An 18,349-nucleotide genomic window follows, 5' to 3' on the forward strand; every position below is an offset into this window, starting at 1 on the left:
TGAGTAAGATCCCTGAAAGATGATCAGGTTGATAGGTCCGAGGTGGAAGTGTGGTGACACATGGAGCTGACGGATACTAATCGATCGAGGACTTAACCTATTCAATCAGTTGATTGATTTCAGTGAAACGCGTTATCTAGTTTTGAAAGAATAATTTTCTTTCAAACCATATGAAAAAGAAAAGGGTTTTGAGAAGCAAAGCGTATTGAAAAATACGTAGCTTGTCGAAAGCCGAAAACATATTGTCTGGTGGCGATAGCGAAGAGGTCACACCCGTTCCCATACCGAACACGGAAGTTAAGCTCTTCAGCGCCGATGGTAGTTGGGTTTTCCCTGTGAGAGTAGGACGCTGCCAGGCTGATGGCCCGTTGGTCAAGTGGTTAAGACACCGCCCTTTCACGGCGGTAACACGGGTTCGAATCCCGTACGGGTCACCATATGGAGGATTAGCTCAGCTGGGAGAGCACTTGCCTTACAAGCAAGGGGTCGGCGGTTCGATCCCGTCATCCTCCACCATTATGCCGGTGTAGCTCAATTGGTAGAGCAACTGACTTGTAATCAGTAGGTTGGGGGTTCAAGTCCTCTCGCCGGCACCATTTTATTTGGAGCCATTAGCTCAGTTGGTAGAGCATCTGACTTTTAATCAGAGGGTCGGAGGTTCGAGTCCTCCATGGCTCACCATTTTACCCACTATAGATCTAGCGGGTGTGGCGGAATTGGCAGACGCGCTAGACTTAGGATCTAGTGCCGTATGGCGTGGGGGTTCAAGTCCCTCCACCCGCACCATTTAAATATGCGGAAGTAGTTCAGTGGTAGAACACCACCTTGCCAAGGTGGGGGTCGCGGGTTCGAATCCCGTCTTCCGCTCCATAATGTTTGCCGGGGTGGTGGAATTGGCAGACACACAGGACTTAAAATCCTGCGGTAGGTGACTACCGTGCCGGTTCGAGTCCGGCCCTCGGCACCATTTAGCGCCCGTAGCTCAATTGGATAGAGCGTTTGACTACGGATCAAAAGGTTAGGGGTTCGAATCCTCTCGGGCGCGCCATTACGGGAAGTAGCTCAGCTTGGTAGAGCACATGGTTTGGGACCATGGGGTCGCAGGTTCAAATCCTGTCTTCCCGACCAGTAATTAAGATTTGGGGCCTTAGCTCAGCTGGGAGAGCGCCTGCTTTGCACGCAGGAGGTCAGCGGTTCGATCCCGCTAGGCTCCACCATTTAATAGATGTCAATTAAATATTTGTGGCGGTGTAGCTCAGCTGGCTAGAGCGTACGGTTCATACCCGTGAGGTCGGGGGTTCGATTCCCTCCGCCGCCACCAGATAAATATGTGGAGGAATACCCAAGTCTGGCTGAAGGGATCGGTCTTGAAAACCGACAGGGGTGTCAAAGCCCGCGGGGGTTCGAATCCCTCTTCCTCCGCCATATTATCATCGCGGGGTGGAGCACGAACGAATATGCTTCACTGAATAATCTTCAGCGTACCACTCGAGCAACTACTTGAGATTCATTCTGAGAGTGGGACGGTCAAAAGAGCTAACTATTAGCATAATAATACATTGATATTTATTTTTATCATCGCGGGGTGGAGCAGTCTGGTAGCTCGTCGGGCTCATAACCCGAAGGTCGCAGGTTCAAATCCTGTCCCCGCAACCAAAATAATTTTTGATGCTACTTTAATTTTCTTCCACACGAGGAAAAATAGTGGTACTTTATTGCAAGCAAAATGATTTAAGGTCCCGTGGTGTAGCGGTTAACATGCCTGCCTGTCACGCAGGAGATCGCGGGTTCGATTCCCGTCGGGACCGCCATTTACTTTAATAAGGCTCGGTAGCTCAGTCGGTAGAGCAAAGGACTGAAAATCCTTGTGTCGGCGGTTCGATTCCGTCCCGAGCCACCATTTAAGACTTTATTGAATATATATGGAGGGGTAGCGAAGTGGCTAAACGCGGCGGACTGTAAATCCGCTCCCTCAGGGTTCGGCGGTTCGAATCCGTCCCCCTCCACCATTCTTTAGGGGCATAGTTTAACGGTAGAACAGAGGTCTCCAAAACCTCCGGTGTGGGTTCGATTCCTACTGCCCCTGCCAAGCATGATGGCGGCTGTGGCGAAGTGGTTAACGCACCAGATTGTGGCTCTGGCATTCGTGGGTTCGATTCCCATCAGTCGCCCCATTCTTAAGCTCCAGACGTAGTATAGAATGAAATAATCTTATAAGAGTAGATAATTCATTTATTGGGCTATAGCCAAGCGGTAAGGCAACGGACTTTGACTCCGTGATGCGCTGGTTCGAATCCAGCTAGCCCAGCCATTGGCGGCATAGCCAAGTGGTAAGGCAGAGGTCTGCAAAACCTTTATCACCGGTTCGAATCCGGTTGCCGCCTCCAAAATTACATATGCGGGTGTAGTTTAGTGGTAAAACCTCAGCCTTCCAAGCTGATGTCGTGGGTTCGATTCCCATCACCCGCTCCATAGGGGCCTGTAGCTCAGCTGGTTAGAGCGCACGCCTGATAAGCGTGAGGTCGGTGGTTCAAGTCCACTCAGGCCCATATTGTTCCGCAGTAGCTCAGTGGTAGAGCATTCGGCTGTTAACCGAACGGTCGCAGGTTCGAATCCTGCCTGCGGAGCCATTTTTTTATTATCTGCGCCTTTAGCTCAGCAGGATAGAGCAACGGCCTTCTAAGCCGTCGGTCAGAGGTTCGAATCCTCTAAGGCGCGTCATGCGTTCAATTTCGGAAAAAGACCAAGTCAATTTGACTTGGTCTTTTTCCGTTGTTACAGAAAGTTTAAGTTCAATAAAGTGTTAAAGTTTTCTCTTTACAGTTTATTTGATGTTTAGCTCCGAGCGCCATCAGCTCGGGTCGCTTCGGCCCTGCTGTGGCGACGGAAGCCTCCTCGCAGGTCCTCCAGCGTCCTTCGCCTAAGGACTTGCGCTTTGCGCCCTTCTTATTTTTTTGAAATCTATATCCTTTACTAAGCTACCGAAGTAGCTTGATAACTTTATAAAATCAAGGTTTTTAACGTTGACACTCTGTCAGTGTTAGGAATACAATAATAATAAGTTATTAGTCTTTTTAGAAAATTCATATTTGATTGAGGTTATTAGCATGACGCTTCGAGTCGATCAACGAATAGGTAGAAATGCGATGATATTAGCATTTGCAGAAGGAAAAGAAGAGCAATTCATCATCGAACAGCTGGAGAAAAATCGTTGGCAGTTTTGTAAAGGGAAAGTAGGCTCAATGGAAATGCAAAAGATTGTAGCAGCCATCGAAACAGCTGCAAAACGACAGGGAATCGTAAAAGAAGCAGTTTATCGTGAAATGCATGCCCTTTACCATGCAATCATTGAAGCATTGCATGGGGTTACGAGAGGTCAAGTAGAGCTTGGAGACATGCTTCGAACTGTCGGACTTCGTTTTTCAATTGTAAAAGGAAAGCCATATGATAAACCTGAAGAAGGCGAATGGATTGCGGTAGCATTATATGGAACAATAGGGGCGCCTATTCGTGGGTTAGAACACGAAACAATGGGACTTGGCATTAATCATATTTAATACACAGCCTATAGTGATGAGTTATCAGGGGGCTATACTAGTGAACAAGCTTTTGTTGACTAGTATGGTCCCTTTTTGCATTTTTTAAAGGAGGAATAAAGAAATGGTCGAATTGACAGGTAATACTCTTACAATCGAAGATGTTAAAAAAGTGATTTTAAATGGTATATATGTAACAGTATCTCCTGATAGTTTACGCATTGTACAAAAAAGTAGAGCAGCAGTGGATAAAATTGTGGATGAAAAGAAGGTCGTTTATGGAATTACTACTGGATTTGGAAAATTTAGTGATGTATTTATTGATGCTGGTGATGTCGAAAAGCTTCAACTAAACTTAATTCATTCACACGCTTGTGGAGTTGGAGAAGCATTTCCTGAAAAGGTATCAAGGGCGATGCTGCTTCTTCGAGCTAATGCATTGTTAAAAGGTTATTCTGGTGTAAGACCAGTTGTTATCGAACGCCTTCTAGATTTGTTAAACGCACAAATTCATCCAGTTATTCCACAGCAAGGTTCACTTGGTGCAAGTGGTGACTTAGCACCGTTATCCCATCTTGCGCTCGTTTTAATGGGAGAAGGAGAGGTCTTTTATAAAGGGGAAAGACAAGAGGCGATTCTAGCATTATCAAAAGAAGGAATTGCTCCAATTACGTTAAAAGCCAAAGAAGGATTAGCACTGATAAATGGTACTCAAGCAATGACCGCAATGGGGGTTATAAATTATATCGAAGCTGAGCAATTAGCACTTGAAAGTGAAGCGATTGCAGCCATTACGTTGGAAGGTCTGCAAGGGATAATTGATGCGTTTGATGAAGATGTCCACAAAGCACGAGGTTATCAACAGCAAGTAGATGTAGCAAGAAGAATTCGTGAATACTTACAAGATAGTAAGCTTGTCACAAAGCAAGGAGAATTACGAGTACAAGATGCCTATTCATTACGTTGCATCCCACAGGTACATGGTGCTTCTTGGCAAGCGCTTGATTATGTGAGGGAAAAACTTGAAATTGAAATGAATGCAGCTACGGATAACCCGTTAATCTTTGATGGTGGGGAGAAAGTCATTTCAGGAGGCAACTTTCATGGACAGCCGATTGCACTTGCGATGGACTTTATGAAAATAGCAATTGCAGAGCTTTCTAACATATCCGAGCGCCGTATTGAGCGACTAGTTAATCCACAATTAAGTGACTTGCCACCGTTTTTAAGTCCGGAACCAGGCCTTCAATCTGGAGCGATGATTATGCAATATGCAGCAGCATCTCTTGTTTCGGAAAATAAAACACTGGCTCATCCTGCGAGTGTTGACTCCATTCCTTCTTCAGCAAATCAAGAAGATCACGTAAGCATGGGAACCATTGGCTCACGTCATGCCTATCAGATTATTCAAAATGTACGTCGAGTGTTAGCCATTGAATTAATCTGTGCTTTACAAGCGGCAGAGTACCGTGGAGTGGAGAAAATGAGCACGTTCACAAAAGCTCTTTACGAGGAAGTACGTTCTATTGTTCCTTCGATTACAGAAGATCGCATTTTCTCAAAAGATATTGAGAAGGTCAATAATTGGTTATATGAAGTGAATTGGGAAAAGCTTCAGAAAGAATTTATGTTGAAGAGTCAAATGTAATGAAAAAGTCCTTTAATGCTCAATGACGCATTAAAGGACTTTTTCATGTTGGTGTACGTATCGTGTCTACTGAGGTTGAAAGACCAATCATCGATAAGGTTATCTTTTTCATTTTAGAGCTCTAAAAAGGGCTCTTTTCCTTTTTTATCCCTTTTGTATGTTTACAAGAATTTCTTAAGGGAAAAACAAAAAAGCTCTTCTTTTTTAATATTTCTTATGATACCATGCAAGGAGCTCGAGTTTATTAAAGGGGGCGTAGGGGTTTGTACATTCAGGCGGCACTTATTTTTTTATTGCAAATTTTGTATGTTCCGGTGTTAACGATTAGAACCATTTTTCTTGTGAAGAATCAAACGAAAGCAGCGGCTGGAGTGGGCTTATTAGAAGGTGCGATATACATTGTTGCATTAGGTATTGTATTCCAAGATTTATCCAATTGGTGGAATATCGCAGCTTATGTGATTGGATTTAGTGTTGGATTACTTCTTGGAGGAGCCATTGAGAAAAAAATGGCGCTTGGGTACGTAACGTATAACGTAAATTTGTTAGATAAAAATTCAAGCTTAGTCAGTAAACTTCGCGAAGCTGGATTTGGAGTTACGGTTTTTGAAGGAGAGGGCATGAGCTCGAAGCGGTATCGATTAGAAGTCGTGGCGAAGCGTTCTCGTGAAGAAGAGTTTTTAGAATTAGTTTCTGAAATTGAACCAACAGCATTTTTAAGCTCCTACGAATTACGATCGTTCAAAGGCGGCTATTTGACAAATTCGATGAAGAAGCGTTGGAAAAAATGGAACAAGAAAATGAAAGAACAATCAACTGAGTAAAAGACGTCTGTAGGGACGTCTTTTTTGTTGTTATAGAAAGTTTAAGTTCAATAAAGTGTAATGTATTCTTTTTACAGTTTTTTTTGGTGTCTAGCTCCAAGCAGCGCCATCAGCTCGGGTCGCTTCGGCCCAGCTGTGGCGACGGAAGCCTTCTCCAGGTCCTAAAGCGCCCTTCGCCTAAGGACTTGCGCTTTGCGCTTTTTCTGTGAAAAAAATGATCTATCCTGATAGGTAGATGGTAGAAAGGAAACCCCGGGGAGAATAAATTTTCATGTCCGGGGTGTGAGTGTAAAATCATGTATGTTTCTTATTTACGAAAGACCAACTTGACCACTTTAGGAGTATAAATTATTTCATTTTTTTATATTATCTGTACTTTGAATTGATTACTTGATAACCTAATAATGTAGTGATTTACTATTTTAGGAAAAGGTGCATTCATATGGAGTTTCCAGTTTATATTCATCTCGGTCCGCTAGCGATTCACCCTCATCTTGTCTTTGAAACGCTAGCTTATTTTATTGGCTTTCGCGTGTATTTGCTCCTCCGAAGAAAGTCATATATTCCAATGGAAAAATCAATTTGGGTAGCGGTAGGAGCCGTTTTGGGAGCGGCAATTGGTTCGAAACTATTATATTGGTTTGAAGATCCAGCTAAGACGTTGCAACAATGGAATAACATCATCTATTTAATGGAAGGAAAGACCATTGTTGGAGGGTTGTTAGGCGGTCTCATTGGTGTTGAGATGGCGAAAAAAATCATTGGGCTAAAACAGTCAACGGGTGATGATTTCGTTATTCCCCTTATTGTCGGCATGTGTATCGGACGGATTGGGTGTTTTTTAACCGGATTAGATGATCATACTTATGGAACGGTAACAACTTGGTGGACGGGAATTGATTTTGGAGATGGCTTGAAGCGTCACCCAACACAACTATATGAAATTATGTTCCTACTTCTTTTAGGAGCAATCATCTTGTGGATTAAGAAAGTAAACAAAATCCTTTGGGAAGGATATTTGTTTCAGCTTTTTATGTTAAGTTACTTATTCTTCCGATTTCTTATCGACTTTATTAAACCATTTCCTCATGCTTATGGGGTATTCAATCATATTCAAATCGCTGCGATGGCAGGCATTGTGTATTACGTATTGTTGATAAATAAAAAGTGGAAGGGACGCGTAAGGTATGCCAAATAGACCGTACATTTTTTATGAACTAACCAATAGTATTTGTTCGACATGTTTACGAAAAGTAGAGGCAAAAGTTATCTTTGAAGACGGAAAGGTTTATTTAGTGAAGCATTGCCTTCAGCACGGGCGAGAAAAGGTATTAATTTCAACGGATATCGACTATTACAAGAAGTGCCGAACATTTATTAAGCCTTCGGAAATGCCATACCGATGGAATACACCTATTAAGTACGGTTGTCCATATGATTGTGGATTGTGCCCGGACCATGAGCAACATAGTTGTCTAACACTGGTGGAAGTTACAGATCAATGTAATTTAGCTTGTCCGATTTGTTATGCTGAGTCGTCTCCGAAGCGGCAAACGTATCGATCTTTAGAGACAATTGAAAAAATGCTAGATGCAATTGTTGCAAATGAACGTGAAGCGGACATTGTCCAAATTAGTGGTGGAGAACCGACGATCCATCCTCAATTTTTTGACATTCTCGATTTAGCCAAGTCTAAACCGATTAAGCATATTATGGTGAATACAAATGGGTTAAGAATTGCCAATGATAAAAAGTTTGTTGAAAGATTGGCAACATATATGCCAGGATTTGAAATATACTTACAGTTTGATAGCTTTGAAGAAAAGGCTTTATTGGAACTGAGAGGGGTGGATTTACGTGACGTCCGCCAAAAGGCAATAGACAATTTGAATGAGTATAATATTTCAACGACTCTTGTGGTCACTTTGAAAAAAGGGTTAAATGACCATGAAATTGGGAACATCATCGACTATGGTTTGAAGCAGAGGGCGGTTCGAGGAGTAACATTTCAGCCGATTCAAGCTGCCGGAAGACTGGAAGCATATCAGCCAGAAACGGATCGCTTAACGCTTAGTGAAGTACGGGAAGGAATCATTCAACAATCCGGTGTGTTTTCAGAAAAAGATATCATACCCGTCCCGTGTCATCCAGATTGTCTAGCGATGGGTTATGCATTGAAAATGGATGGAAAAGTCATTCCACTTACGGGGATGATGGACCCGAACGTTTTGCTAGAAGGCGAGCGGAATACAATCGTATTTGAACAAGATGAATCATTGAAGGGGCGCGTGTTTGATTTGTTTAGTTTGAACCAAACGCCCCAATCATCGGCGATACAGCTGAAAGATTTACTTTGCTGTCTTCCTAAAGTTGCTCCAACTGAAAATATAGGATACGAAAATGTTTTCCGTGTCATCATTATGCAGTTTTTAGATGCATATGATTTTGATGTTCGGTCAGTGAAAAAGTCATGTGTGCACATTGCTCACCCAGATGGACGTATTATACCATTTGATACGTTCAATTTATTTTATCGAGACGATAAAGAAAAACGATTAAACGAGATTCGGGCAGAAATGGAGGGAACAAGCAATGGATCCGTCGGCACAAAATCATAAAAGTACGAAGCAAGTCTGGTATGGGATTGGGTTGACCTTTTTGCTACACGTTCTTTTACTGATTTACCCTCCTTTACTTGTTATAATCGGTCTAACACAGTTTATATATCTTGGACCTGCTCTTGTATGGGCTGGAGTAAAAGGCAAAAAAGGGTTACTGCAAGGCATGTTAATCGGAGCGGGTATCACTTTTTTAGTCAATGTCGCGTGCTTCGGATATGTCATGTATTCATTTACGAACTACTAAGGAGTGAAAGAGGAAATGATTTCTGCAATTATTTTTGATTTTGATGGGTTGATTTTTGATACCGAAACGCATGAGTATGAGACGCTTGTAGAGTTATATGAACAACATGGAGCAGAGCTTCCTCTGTCTGTATGGGGAGAAGTGATTGGGACAAATTCAGGCTTTTGCCCGTATCAATATTTAAAACGACAAGTTGACGTAGAGATGACGAAAGAACAGTTTGACCACGCCGTTCGTGAGCGATTTGAAGAAAGATTAGCCAATGAAACCATTCGCCCAGGCGTTGCGGAATATATTCAAACCGCAAAAGAAATCGGATTAAAGGTAGGGCTAGCATCGAGTTCAAATTATGAGTGGGTGTCTACTCATTTACGAAAGCTAGGGCTTCTAGATTCTTTTGATTTTATTTCCACCTCAGATCATGTCGAACAAGTGAAGCCAGACCCTGCATTATATTTACGAACAGCGAAAGGGTTAGGGGTGGATCCAAAGGAGTGCATAGCATTTGAGGATTCGGTCAATGGTGCACTTGCTGCCAAACGCGCAGGGATGTATTGTGTCATCGTTCCGAATAAAGTGACGAAGCTATTAACATTTGGAGAAGTTGATCATCGTCTCCCTTCAATGGCTGAGATGGAACTACAATCCCTTATTGAAACACTTATTCCTGAAAAAGCGTAATTTTTGTACAATCAAAGTAACAATAAGGATGAGTTGGAGTGACAATAATGAATGTCGTGTTGTTTCATCGCGACTTACGTTTGCGAGACCATTTACCTTTGTCAGCAGCCATTAGAACGGGAACGGTGATGCCTCTTTATGTGGTAGAGCCGTCGTTTTGGACTGGGAATTGCTCAATTCGACACTATCAGTTTGTATTAGAGAGTTTAACTCAATTAAAAGAACAAGTAGAAGAGCGGGGCGGAACATTTTTTTTCTTCATAGGAGACTTAGAAGAGGCATTCCAAGTGTTGCTTGAAACGTATGGAGTGTTTCGTGTGTTCACCTATCTTGAACGAGAGCGTCATGGTCGAATTGTTCAATGGATGAACAAACATGGACTTCCCCTAACTACTTTCTCGAAAGAAGGAAGTGTCGAAGTGGAGCTATCTGACCGTCGCTACCGGGAGAAGTGGCATGAGTATATGGAAGAAGAGCAGGCGAGCGTACCAGAAATGTTTCCATCTATAAATGAGTGGCCGAGCTCCTTTCATACCGACTTGGATGAATGTCACTCGTTAAAAGTACCCGGTGAAAAAATACGTTTCGGATTGGAAGGCGGAGAGCTGAATGCATTGGATACGTTAGCTACCTTTCTGCAAAAGGGTGGAGAGAAACCGAGTACTATGATGGAAGCTATTCGATTTACCAGTCAATTGTCTCCTTACATTACGTGGGGAAATATTTCAATTCGTCATATCGTTCAGGCTCTTAGAGAAAAAAAGGAAATTGCGTTTAATAGCGTGATTGATTCCTTACTTCTACGTTGTAAAATAGCACGTAACTCTGTAGTAAGTGAAGAAAAAGAGACGGATCATTCACTGCTCCCGACTATAACAGGCATACCTATATTAGATGCAATGATGAACTATGTTAAAAAAACAGGATGGATTGACCAGCGTTCGCGTGAAGCAATCGTCTCCATGTACCAAGCAATAGGTATGGACAAATCATCGATTAATCGTGAACTTGCCCGACTGTGGCTTGATTATGACCCAAATATTCACTCATTCTATATTAACAGTTGTAAAAAATCGATTCATCCCGTTTCCTTTTCGAAAAAAGTCGATCCGAAAGGAACATTTATCAGACGGAACGTACCACAATTAAAGGATGTGTCCGAGAAATATATACATGAACCGTGGTTATATCCAGGATTCTTTCAGCTCGATTATCCAGCTCCAATTATTGATATTTATCGAGTCTATGCTTCACCAAAGCGTCAGTCACAAGTAAATGAAGATCAGTTGACACTAGACTTAAAGTAAAAACCATCATCATGTTGACTCACAACATGATGATGGTTTTTATTTTTGTTACAGAAAGTTTAAGTTCAATAAAGTGTTAAAGTATTCTCTTTACAGTTTTTTGGGTGTCTAGCTCCAAGCGCCATCAGCTCGGGTCGCTTCGGCCCTGCTGTGGCGACGGAAGCCTCCTCGCAGGTCCTCCAGCGCCCTTCGCCTAAGGACTTGCGCTTTGCGCATTTCTTATAGAATGGATCAATAAATATCGTTTTCGATATATCGTCTTTGGTCGCATACGTCGGCGATAAGAGGGTGCTTTTCTTATACAGATGATTTTGGTTTTGAAAATAGTCGATATAAACCAATTAGTATAAGAATTAGACTGATAATTGTTGTTAACCATGGATAAACGAAGGGATCGAAATAGGTAGGATAGTACATTATTCCTTCGGTCTTATACCCAAGCCTTGTAGGGGTAACATTTGCTTCGTTAACGAAAGCTGTTCGATATGGAAAATCTTTTCTTTCGGTGTTATTAAACGACTCTACTTTCACTTGTCCATCTGATGAAATCCAAACGAATTGCCAGTTCAATTTTTCTAAATTTAGTATGTCTTCATCAGTACCTTGAATTACGACTAATGATTCGGTATTTGATTTATAGTCTTCAACTAGGAGTAGCCCTAGTTTTCCGAAATAACGACCGCTACTTAAATCCCATGGATTAAAAGTAACGGGGGCGAAACTAGGAATTAACTGATTGTTAACTTTAATCTCTATTGTTGAAGAGGATGTACTTGGAAAAATATCGAGTGGGTCACTCGCCTTCTTTAAAGGAAATTCATCTTTTAACTGAATTACTTGGTCGTAAAAGGAGAATGTTTGTTCAAAAATGCCCCTCTCCCCAACTTTTTTAAGTTGAGCATCAACTAATTGAATGTTTTCACTGGTAGTTGGAAGACTTTGTTCGGGATCGTATAAAGAAACAAAACCAATATTTTCAATGCCAAATTGACCTTTATCTTCAATATAAAGGTGTGTTTCTCGATGCGAAACATTTTGTAGGTGATAGTTCTGTTGCATCATACGATCATAATAAAGTTGTTGTATAGTTATATAGTTTCGTGGTAAAGGTATTGTGAATAAAATGATTCCAATAAGTAAGAGATTCGACCCTTTTTTCATTTGTTATCCACCTCTGTTAAATTATAGCATAAAGATTAATATGTTTGGTGGTCGTTCATCAATACGCAAAAAAAGCGATTCGGCAGTATTGCCAAATCGCTTTTTTGTATATTTAATCTTTACCGCTGCTGTTGTTTCAATACTTCGCGGTGGAATATAAAGTATAGTCCAAAGTTTAAAAGACTTAAAGAGCCAACTAAGACGGATAGGGGCAGTTGGTGCATAAAACCTGCTGTAACTCCAGTGACTAAACAAAAAACTGCTAAAACGAGATAAAAATATTTCATAACGGATGCAACCATTTAAATACCCCCTGTGAAATGAAATCGTTTACAATTCTTATTATATTCGAATTGTCACAAAAAATAAACAGAAAATTCACATATTGTTCGAAAAATGTTATTGATTATTTTTAATTGGAATGCATGTGGAAATATCTTAAGGGTCAAGGGAGAGGACGCGTTTCACATCTTTTATATATGTGTCTTTCAAATAAAAAAACTAATTGGCCGTTAATAGCCAATTAGTTCTTCTGGTTGTTACATAAAGTTTAAGTTCAAGCATTCTCTTTACAATTTTTTTGGTGTCTAGCTCCAAGCGCCATCAGCTCGGGTCGCTTCAGCCCTGCTGTGGCGACGGAAGCCTCCTCGCAGGTCCTAAAGCGCCCTTCACCTAAGGACTTGCGCTTTGCGCTTTTTCTGCGAAAATAAAAACTACCTATGAGCTGAATGATCGATCATGATAGGTAGATGGTAGAAAGGAAACCCCGGGGAGAATAAATTTTCATGTCCGGGGTGTGAGTGTAAAATCATGTATGTTTCTTAATTAAACATGATCTGGTTTCGGGGTTTTTTTCGGTTTAGGTTTAATGTATAAGCCTAACTCTTTTTTCTCTTGGATGAGAGATTTGTAAAGAGCGACCATCATCAATACCATGATAATTGAAAATGGGAATGCTGAGATGATGAGTGCATTTTGAAGTCCTTGCAAGCCTCCTGTGTACAACAGAATAATTGCGATTGTCGACTGAGCGATTCCCCATGTTAATTTAACAGTGTTTGGCGGTGTGAGTGATCCGTATGTCGTTTGCATACCGAGTACGAAAGTTGCTGAATCGGCAGAGGTGATGAAAAATGTTCCTATTAAAATGACAGCCACAATCGATAGAATGGTTGAGATCGGCAATTGATTAAAGACAGCGAATAACGTTTCTTCTGTTGCATAAGTGGTTAAGTCTACGATTCCAGTCATTTGTAAATCTATGGCCGTCACTCCAAAGACGGAGAACCATAAAAAGCTGACAAGCGGTGGCATTAAGAGAACACCAATTAAAAACTCTCGAATTGTTCGACCTCTTGATACCCGCGCAATGAAGATTCCGACAAATGGTGACCATGACATCCACCAAGCCCAATAAAAAATTGTCCATCCATTGATCCAACTTCTATGTTCTTCATTTAAAGGAGCAATGCGAAAGCTTAAGCGAACAATATTTTGAATGTAGGCTCCAATCGTATCTGTAAACATATTCAATATAAATAAAGTCGGTCCAATCATGAGGGTTAAGACAAAGAGGGAAATGGCTAATATCATATTGGCATTACTTAAATATTTAATTCCCTTGCTAAGTCCTGACCACGCACTAATTAAAAACAATACGGTTACAATGGCAATAATTAAAAATTGAACGAACATGTTATTCGGTATCCCGAATAAGAAAGAAAGTCCACCGTTGATTTGTGTGGCCCCAAAGCCGAGTGTTGTTGCGACACCAACAAGAGTTGCAAATACAGCAATAACATCGATTAGTGTCCCGAGCTTTCCTTCTGCTGCTTTTCCGAGAATAGGGGATAAAGCGGCACTTATTAATCCTGGTTTTCCCTTTCTGAATTTAAAATAAGCTAATGATAAAGCGACAAGAGCATAGATTCCCCATGCGTGAACACCCCAGTGGAAAAAAGTATAAAGCATAGCATCTTTAATAGCTTGTGATGAGCCAGCTTCTGCAACGGGGGGGCTTACAGCAAAATGAGATAACGGTTCTGCAGTACCATAGAATACGAGCCCAATCCCCATACCGGCACTAAATAACATCGCAAACCATGATTTTCGGCTATACTCCGGTTTTTCATCTGGCTTACCTAAACGAATAGTTCCAATTGGACTAAAAATCAAAAATAAACAAAAGATGACAAATAACGTTACGATGATCAGGTAATACCACCCAAATGTATTGGTAATCAGATTTTGTAGATTACTCGTTAAGGTTTCGAATTGAGTAGGAGTAAAAATACCCAACAAAACCATGATAAAGACAATGGATAATGTTATCCAAAAGACATTTGAAATCTTTTTCAACTTCTTTTTTCTCCTTTCTAATTGTGTATCCCCGATAAATAACCTCTTATCTTTACCCTTTTAAACTTCCCGCAAAACCTCTTTTTATAAAAAAATTGTAGAAAAGAAATTGTAACCGTTGACAACATGTATATACATGACTACAATGTATTTGTAACATGTATATACATGATAGTCGTTGTGAGATACCGCCTAATTTTTTATACAAGCATGAAAACGATTACTAGGAGGTTAGAAAATGGGCCAATATCGTGAGCAAGTGCGTCAAATCGTGGATGCCATTGGTGGCAAAGAGAATATACAAAAAGCGACGCATTGTGTAACTAGACTTCGTCTAATTCTTCAAGATGAAGAAAAAGTCGATCAAGAAAAGCTTGAAAAGATCGATGTAGTAAAAGGATCTTTCTCTACGAATGGCCAGTTCCAAGTCGTAATTGGACAAGGGACTGTTGAGAAAGTGTACAACGAATTATTAGCAGAAACGAATTTAGAAAAAGCTTCGAAGGATGACGTAAAAGCAGAAGCGGCTAAAAACTTAAATATTTTACAAAAACTCATCAAAACGTTAGCAGATATCTTTATCCCAATCCTTCCAGCAATCGTGACAGCTGGTTTACTTATGGGGATCAACAACGTTTTAACGGCGTCTGATTTATTTTATGAAGGAAAAGCACTTATCGATGTTCATACGGAATGGAAAGATGTTGCAGGCATTATTAACTTAATTGCCAACACAGCATTTGTCTTCTTACCAGGTATCATTGGTTGGTCTGCAGTGAATAAATTTGGTGGAAGTCCACTTCTTGGTATTGTACTAGGATTGATGCTTGTTCACCCTGATTTATTAAACGCTTGGGGGTACGGTGCAGCTCAGCAAGAAGGGGCAATTCCAACATGGAACCTTTTTGGATTAGAGGTTGAGAAAGTAGGTTATCAAGGACAAGTACTACCAATTTTAATTGCATCGTATGTATTAGCAAAACTTGAAGTGTCCTTGAAAAAACGTATTCCAGATGCGTTACAAATGTTATTAGTTGCACCTATTGCGCTATTAGTGACGGGACTCGTTTCATTTATTGTGATTGGTCCGATTACGTTTACGATCGGTAATGCACTAACAAACGCAGTTGTGGGAATTTTTGAAGCAGCACCAGCCATCGGGGGACTTCTTTACGGTGGACTTTATGCACCGCTCGTTATTACAGGAATGCACCATACATTCTTAGCGGTGGACCTTCAGTTAATTGGTACGACAGGTGGAACGTTCTTATGGCCAATGCTTGCATTGTCTAACATTGCCCAAGGTTCTGCTGCATTGGCTATGATGTTTGCAACAAAGGATGAAAAATTAAAAGGATTATCGTTAACATCTGCTATTTCAGCCTTTTTAGGGATTACAGAGCCTGCAATGTTCGGTGTTAACTTACGCTATCGTTTCGCATTCTTATCTGCCATTGCCGGATCTGCTATTGCGGGTTTATTCATTACTATCAATGGGGTGCGTGCTACATCCATTGGCGTAGGTGGATTACCAGGAATTATCTCAATCTATGCTGAACATTGGGGATCTTTCTTCATTGGAATGTTAATCGTCTTAATCGTTCCGTTTGTCGCTACGTATATTTTAGCGAAAGTAAAACGTGTTCATAAGTAATGAGAAAACGATACGAGTGGAAAAATGCTTCCACTTGTATCGTTATCTGTGTTTTCAAAAGGGCATGAGCCGTATTGATAATAGATTAAAAGGAGTTATGAATCGATGAAACAACCGTGGTGGAAAAAATCAGTCGTTTACCAAATTTATCCGAAGAGCTTTAATGATACGACAGGAAATGGTGTAGGGGATTTACAAGGCATCATTGAAAAGCTAGACTACTTAAAAACTCTAGGGGTTGATGTCATTTGGCTCACTCCGATTTACAAATCTCCGCAAAAAGATAATGGATATGACATAAGTGACTATTTTCAAATTCATGAAGAATACGGTACAATGGAGGACTTTGACCAACTTCTAGAAGAAGCACATAAACGTGATATGAAAATCATTATGGACATTGTCATCAATCATACGTCTACTGACCATTCATGGTTTCAAGAGGCGAAAAAGAGTAAAGACAATCCGTATCGAAACTTTTATATTTGGAAGGATCCAAACGAAGATGGTAGTGCTCCAACGAATTGGGAATCTAAATTCGGCGGGAATGCGTGGGAATATGATGAAGAAACAGGCCAATACTATCTCCACTTATTCGATGTTACGCAAGCGGATCTGAACTGGGAGAATGAAGAGCTTCGTCAAAAAGTGTATGATATGATGCATTTCTGGTTGAAAAAAGGTGTAGATGGCTTCCGATTAGATGTGATCAATTTAATCTCAAAAAATCAGGATTTCCCAAATGATGATATTGGTGACGGACGCAGATTTTACACAGATGGTCCGCGGATTCATGAATTCTTACATGATATGAACCAAAAAGTGTTCTCTCAATATGACATGATGACAGTTGGAGAAATGTCTTCTACGTCCATTGATCATTGTATAAAATATACAAATCCAAGCCGAGAAGAGCTTAGCATGACGTTTAATTTCCATCACTTAAAAGTCGATTATCCGAACGGGGATAAATGGACGGTTGCCGACTTTGATTTCATTGCCTTAAAGAGTATTTTATCCGAGTGGCAGACGAAAATGCATGCAGGTGGTGGCTGGAATGCTTTATTCTGGTGTAACCATGATCAGCCACGCATAGTTTCACGCTACGGAAATGATAAAGAATATCATACAGAGTCAGCAAAAATGTTAGCAACTACGATTCATATGATGCAAGGAACGCCTTATATTTATCAAGGAGAAGAAATCGGGATGACCAATCCGTATTTTGATCGCCTTGAAGACTATCGGGATGTTGAGTCCATTAACATGTACCATATCTTAAAAGAAAAGGGCAAAACGGAGGAAGAAATTTTAAGCATCTTACAAAGTAAATCACGAGATAATTCACGTACGCCTGTCCAATGGAGTGGAGAACCACATGGTGGATTTACAAACGGTACTCCTTGGATTCATGTCGCATCGAATTATGATTCCATAAATGTAGAAAAAGCGTTGAAAGACGAAAAATCGGTCTTCTATCATTACAAAAAGTTAATTGAACTTCGCAAAAAATATGATGTGATTACGGACGGAGATTATGAGCTTCTTTTACCGGAAGATCGACAAATTTTTGCTTACGTTCGCAATACAGAAGATGAAAAATTACTCGTCGTAAACAATTTCTATGGAGAAAATGCGACATTCGAATTACCGGAACACGTCAACATTGATGGGTTTAAGTGGGATATCTTGCTATCAAACTATGAAGGTTCAAGTACGGACATTCAAAAGCTTTCATTACGTCCGTATGAATCAATTGTCTTCCACTTAACAAAAGCTTAATCCTTTATACCGACCGTAAAAATGTATTTCCACTGCATTTTTACGGTTTTTCTTTAGGCTCTTTTCTAAAGGATTGTTGCTTTTAGTGTGTATAAAATACATTGTTGAGAACCGTTTTTCCCCTTTGTAATGGAGCGACTTGACTCCTGCGGGATGCAGAGAATCGTTAGCTAGACGCTAGTTAGGAGCTGAAACTAGACAGCTCCCGAAAGCAAGTGTCTGGAACGCAATGTTCAGCATTTATTTTAAAATGACTGAAAAAGCAACAATCTATATGAAAACAACCTCTCTTTGTATTGTTTTCGTAAACATTGATGATTAATCATTTACTTTCTTCTATATCTCGCTAGTGAAATAACTCTTTTTCATAGTGGAACAATACCCTTGAACTCATATATTCTATTCGTACCAAAAATAAAAACCTTTAGGAAATCGGTTTTCTTTCCCCTTAAATCGAAGTTCCTACGTGCTTATCTTCCAAATGGGTGTGGAGATGGTACAATATAGGAATAAGTAAGTTTAAAGTGGTGATG

13 protein-coding genes, 24 tRNA genes and 2 rRNA genes are annotated in these 18,349 nt (G+C 40.6%); 36 read left to right on the forward strand and 3 right to left on the reverse strand.

Translation table 11 applies throughout. From position 1 onward, the window contains the following. The 34 genes from ML543_RS13500 to ML543_RS13665 all read left to right on the forward strand — a co-directional run. A 23S ribosomal RNA gene (locus ML543_RS13500) occupies window positions 1–100 on the forward strand; the annotation flags it as partial. A 145-nt stretch (window positions 101–245) separates the two neighbouring features. Further along, window positions 246–358: ribosomal RNA gene (gene rrf / locus ML543_RS13505) — 5S ribosomal RNA — on the forward strand. Window positions 359–362: 4 nt separating this feature from the next. Beyond that, window positions 363–437: transfer RNA gene (locus tag ML543_RS13510), tRNA-Glu, on the forward strand. 3 nt (window positions 438–440) lie between these two features. Then, window positions 441–516: transfer RNA gene (locus ML543_RS13515), tRNA-Val, on the forward strand. Window positions 517–520: 4 nt separating this feature from the next. Beyond that, window positions 521–596, forward strand: a tRNA-Thr gene (locus tag ML543_RS13520). Window positions 597–605: 9 nt separating this feature from the next. Next, window positions 606–681: transfer RNA gene (locus ML543_RS13525), tRNA-Lys, on the forward strand. Between the two features lie 20 nt (window positions 682–701). Next, a tRNA-Leu gene (locus ML543_RS13530) sits at window positions 702–786 on the forward strand. Between the two features lie 9 nt (window positions 787–795). Beyond that, window positions 796–870 (forward strand) — tRNA-Gly (locus tag ML543_RS13535). An 8-nt stretch (window positions 871–878) separates the two neighbouring features. Then, window positions 879–967: transfer RNA gene (locus tag ML543_RS13540), tRNA-Leu, on the forward strand. Window positions 968–971: 4 nt separating this feature from the next. Next, a tRNA-Arg gene (locus ML543_RS13545) sits at window positions 972–1,048 on the forward strand. Window positions 1,049–1,051: 3 nt separating this feature from the next. Continuing rightward, window positions 1,052–1,128: transfer RNA gene (locus tag ML543_RS13550), tRNA-Pro, on the forward strand. 13 nt (window positions 1,129–1,141) lie between these two features. After that, window positions 1,142–1,217: transfer RNA gene (locus ML543_RS13555), tRNA-Ala, on the forward strand. Between the two features lie 27 nt (window positions 1,218–1,244). After that, window positions 1,245–1,321, forward strand: a tRNA-Met gene (locus tag ML543_RS13560). Between the two features lie 11 nt (window positions 1,322–1,332). After that, window positions 1,333–1,425: transfer RNA gene (locus ML543_RS13565), tRNA-Ser, on the forward strand. Window positions 1,426–1,579: 154 nt separating this feature from the next. After that, window positions 1,580–1,656 (forward strand) — tRNA-Met (locus ML543_RS13570). A 79-nt stretch (window positions 1,657–1,735) separates the two neighbouring features. Further along, a tRNA-Asp gene (locus ML543_RS13575) sits at window positions 1,736–1,811 on the forward strand. A 13-nt stretch (window positions 1,812–1,824) separates the two neighbouring features. Then, a tRNA-Phe gene (locus tag ML543_RS13580) sits at window positions 1,825–1,900 on the forward strand. 24 nt (window positions 1,901–1,924) lie between these two features. Further along, a tRNA-Tyr gene (locus ML543_RS13585) sits at window positions 1,925–2,009 on the forward strand. 6 nt (window positions 2,010–2,015) lie between these two features. Continuing rightward, window positions 2,016–2,089: transfer RNA gene (locus ML543_RS13590), tRNA-Trp, on the forward strand. Window positions 2,090–2,098: 9 nt separating this feature from the next. Further along, window positions 2,099–2,174, forward strand: a tRNA-His gene (locus ML543_RS13595). Window positions 2,175–2,236: 62 nt separating this feature from the next. Further along, window positions 2,237–2,311, forward strand: a tRNA-Gln gene (locus ML543_RS13600). A gap of 2 nt (window positions 2,312–2,313) precedes the next feature. Further along, window positions 2,314–2,387: transfer RNA gene (locus ML543_RS13605), tRNA-Cys, on the forward strand. A gap of 11 nt (window positions 2,388–2,398) precedes the next feature. Then, a tRNA-Gly gene (locus tag ML543_RS13610) sits at window positions 2,399–2,472 on the forward strand. Between the two features lie 3 nt (window positions 2,473–2,475). After that, a tRNA-Ile gene (locus ML543_RS13615) sits at window positions 2,476–2,549 on the forward strand. 6 nt (window positions 2,550–2,555) lie between these two features. Further along, window positions 2,556–2,630, forward strand: a tRNA-Asn gene (locus ML543_RS13620). Window positions 2,631–2,644: 14 nt separating this feature from the next. Continuing rightward, window positions 2,645–2,718: transfer RNA gene (locus ML543_RS13625), tRNA-Arg, on the forward strand. A 389-nt stretch (window positions 2,719–3,107) separates the two neighbouring features. Beyond that, the gene (hutP, locus tag ML543_RS13630; protein WP_243387981.1) at window positions 3,108–3,557 is read left to right on the forward strand and encodes a hut operon transcriptional regulator HutP; all 450 of its coding nucleotides are present in this window, start codon (window positions 3,108–3,110) and stop codon (window positions 3,555–3,557) included. A gap of 103 nt (window positions 3,558–3,660) precedes the next feature. After that, on the forward strand, window positions 3,661–5,184 hold the full coding sequence (gene hutH, locus ML543_RS13635) for a histidine ammonia-lyase (protein WP_243387982.1): 1,524 nt from the start codon (window positions 3,661–3,663) through the stop codon (window positions 5,182–5,184). Window positions 5,185–5,453: 269 nt separating this feature from the next. Further along, the gene (locus ML543_RS13640) at window positions 5,454–6,008 is read left to right on the forward strand and encodes a DUF2179 domain-containing protein (RefSeq protein WP_243388101.1); all 555 of its coding nucleotides are present in this window, start codon (window positions 5,454–5,456) and stop codon (window positions 6,006–6,008) included. 442 nt (window positions 6,009–6,450) lie between these two features. After that, complete coding sequence (locus tag ML543_RS13645) at window positions 6,451–7,206, forward strand: prolipoprotein diacylglyceryl transferase (RefSeq protein ID WP_243387983.1); 756 nt, start codon at window positions 6,451–6,453, stop codon at window positions 7,204–7,206. Continuing rightward, complete coding sequence (locus ML543_RS13650; RefSeq protein WP_243387984.1) at window positions 7,196–8,626, forward strand: radical SAM protein; 1,431 nt, start codon at window positions 7,196–7,198, stop codon at window positions 8,624–8,626. Before ML543_RS13645 ends, ML543_RS13650 begins: the two co-directional genes overlap by 11 nt. Next, the gene (locus ML543_RS13655) at window positions 8,601–8,873 is read left to right on the forward strand and encodes a hypothetical protein (protein WP_243387985.1); all 273 of its coding nucleotides are present in this window, start codon (window positions 8,601–8,603) and stop codon (window positions 8,871–8,873) included. Before ML543_RS13650 ends, ML543_RS13655 begins: the two co-directional genes overlap by 26 nt. A gap of 15 nt (window positions 8,874–8,888) precedes the next feature. After that, the gene (locus ML543_RS13660; protein WP_243387986.1) at window positions 8,889–9,554 is read left to right on the forward strand and encodes an HAD family hydrolase; all 666 of its coding nucleotides are present in this window, start codon (window positions 8,889–8,891) and stop codon (window positions 9,552–9,554) included. Between the two features lie 47 nt (window positions 9,555–9,601). Then, window positions 9,602–10,861 (forward strand): FAD-binding domain-containing protein, encoded by a 1,260-nt coding sequence (locus tag ML543_RS13665; protein WP_243388102.1) that lies wholly within the window; start codon window positions 9,602–9,604, stop codon window positions 10,859–10,861. A gap of 297 nt (window positions 10,862–11,158) precedes the next feature. Here the strand turns inward: ML543_RS13665 and ML543_RS13670 are convergent, their stop codons facing one another. The 3 genes from ML543_RS13670 to ML543_RS13680 all read right to left on the reverse strand — a co-directional run bounded on the left by ML543_RS13670 (window position 11,159) and on the right by ML543_RS13680 (window position 14,380). Next, entirely contained in the window at window positions 11,159–12,022 is an 864-nt protein-coding gene (locus ML543_RS13670; RefSeq protein ID WP_243387987.1) for a hypothetical protein, read from the reverse strand. A 119-nt stretch (window positions 12,023–12,141) separates the two neighbouring features. After that, window positions 12,142–12,324 carry a hypothetical protein gene (locus ML543_RS13675; RefSeq protein WP_243387988.1) on the reverse strand — a complete coding sequence of 61 codons (183 nt, stop codon included), beginning with the start codon at window positions 12,322–12,324 and terminating at the stop codon, window positions 12,142–12,144. Window positions 12,325–12,847: 523 nt separating this feature from the next. Beyond that, window positions 12,848–14,380 carry a glycine betaine uptake BCCT transporter gene (locus ML543_RS13680; protein WP_243387989.1) on the reverse strand — a complete coding sequence of 511 codons (1,533 nt, stop codon included), beginning with the start codon at window positions 14,378–14,380 and terminating at the stop codon, window positions 12,848–12,850. 238 nt (window positions 14,381–14,618) lie between these two features. On the opposite strand from ML543_RS13680, the gene treP reads away from it, so the two are divergent. Next, window positions 14,619–16,034, forward strand: coding sequence for a PTS system trehalose-specific EIIBC component (gene treP / locus ML543_RS13685; protein ID WP_243387990.1), 1,416 nt, complete (start codon window positions 14,619–14,621; stop codon window positions 16,032–16,034). Window positions 16,035–16,139: 105 nt separating this feature from the next. After that, window positions 16,140–17,816 carry an alpha,alpha-phosphotrehalase gene (treC, locus tag ML543_RS13690; protein ID WP_243387991.1) on the forward strand — a complete coding sequence of 559 codons (1,677 nt, stop codon included), beginning with the start codon at window positions 16,140–16,142 and terminating at the stop codon, window positions 17,814–17,816. Window positions 17,817–18,349: the final 533 nt, after the last annotated feature.

This window comes from Bacillus kexueae (assembly GCF_022809095.1).
GTDB lineage: Bacteria > Bacillota > Bacilli > Bacillales > Aeribacillaceae > Bacillus_BZ > Bacillus_BZ kexueae.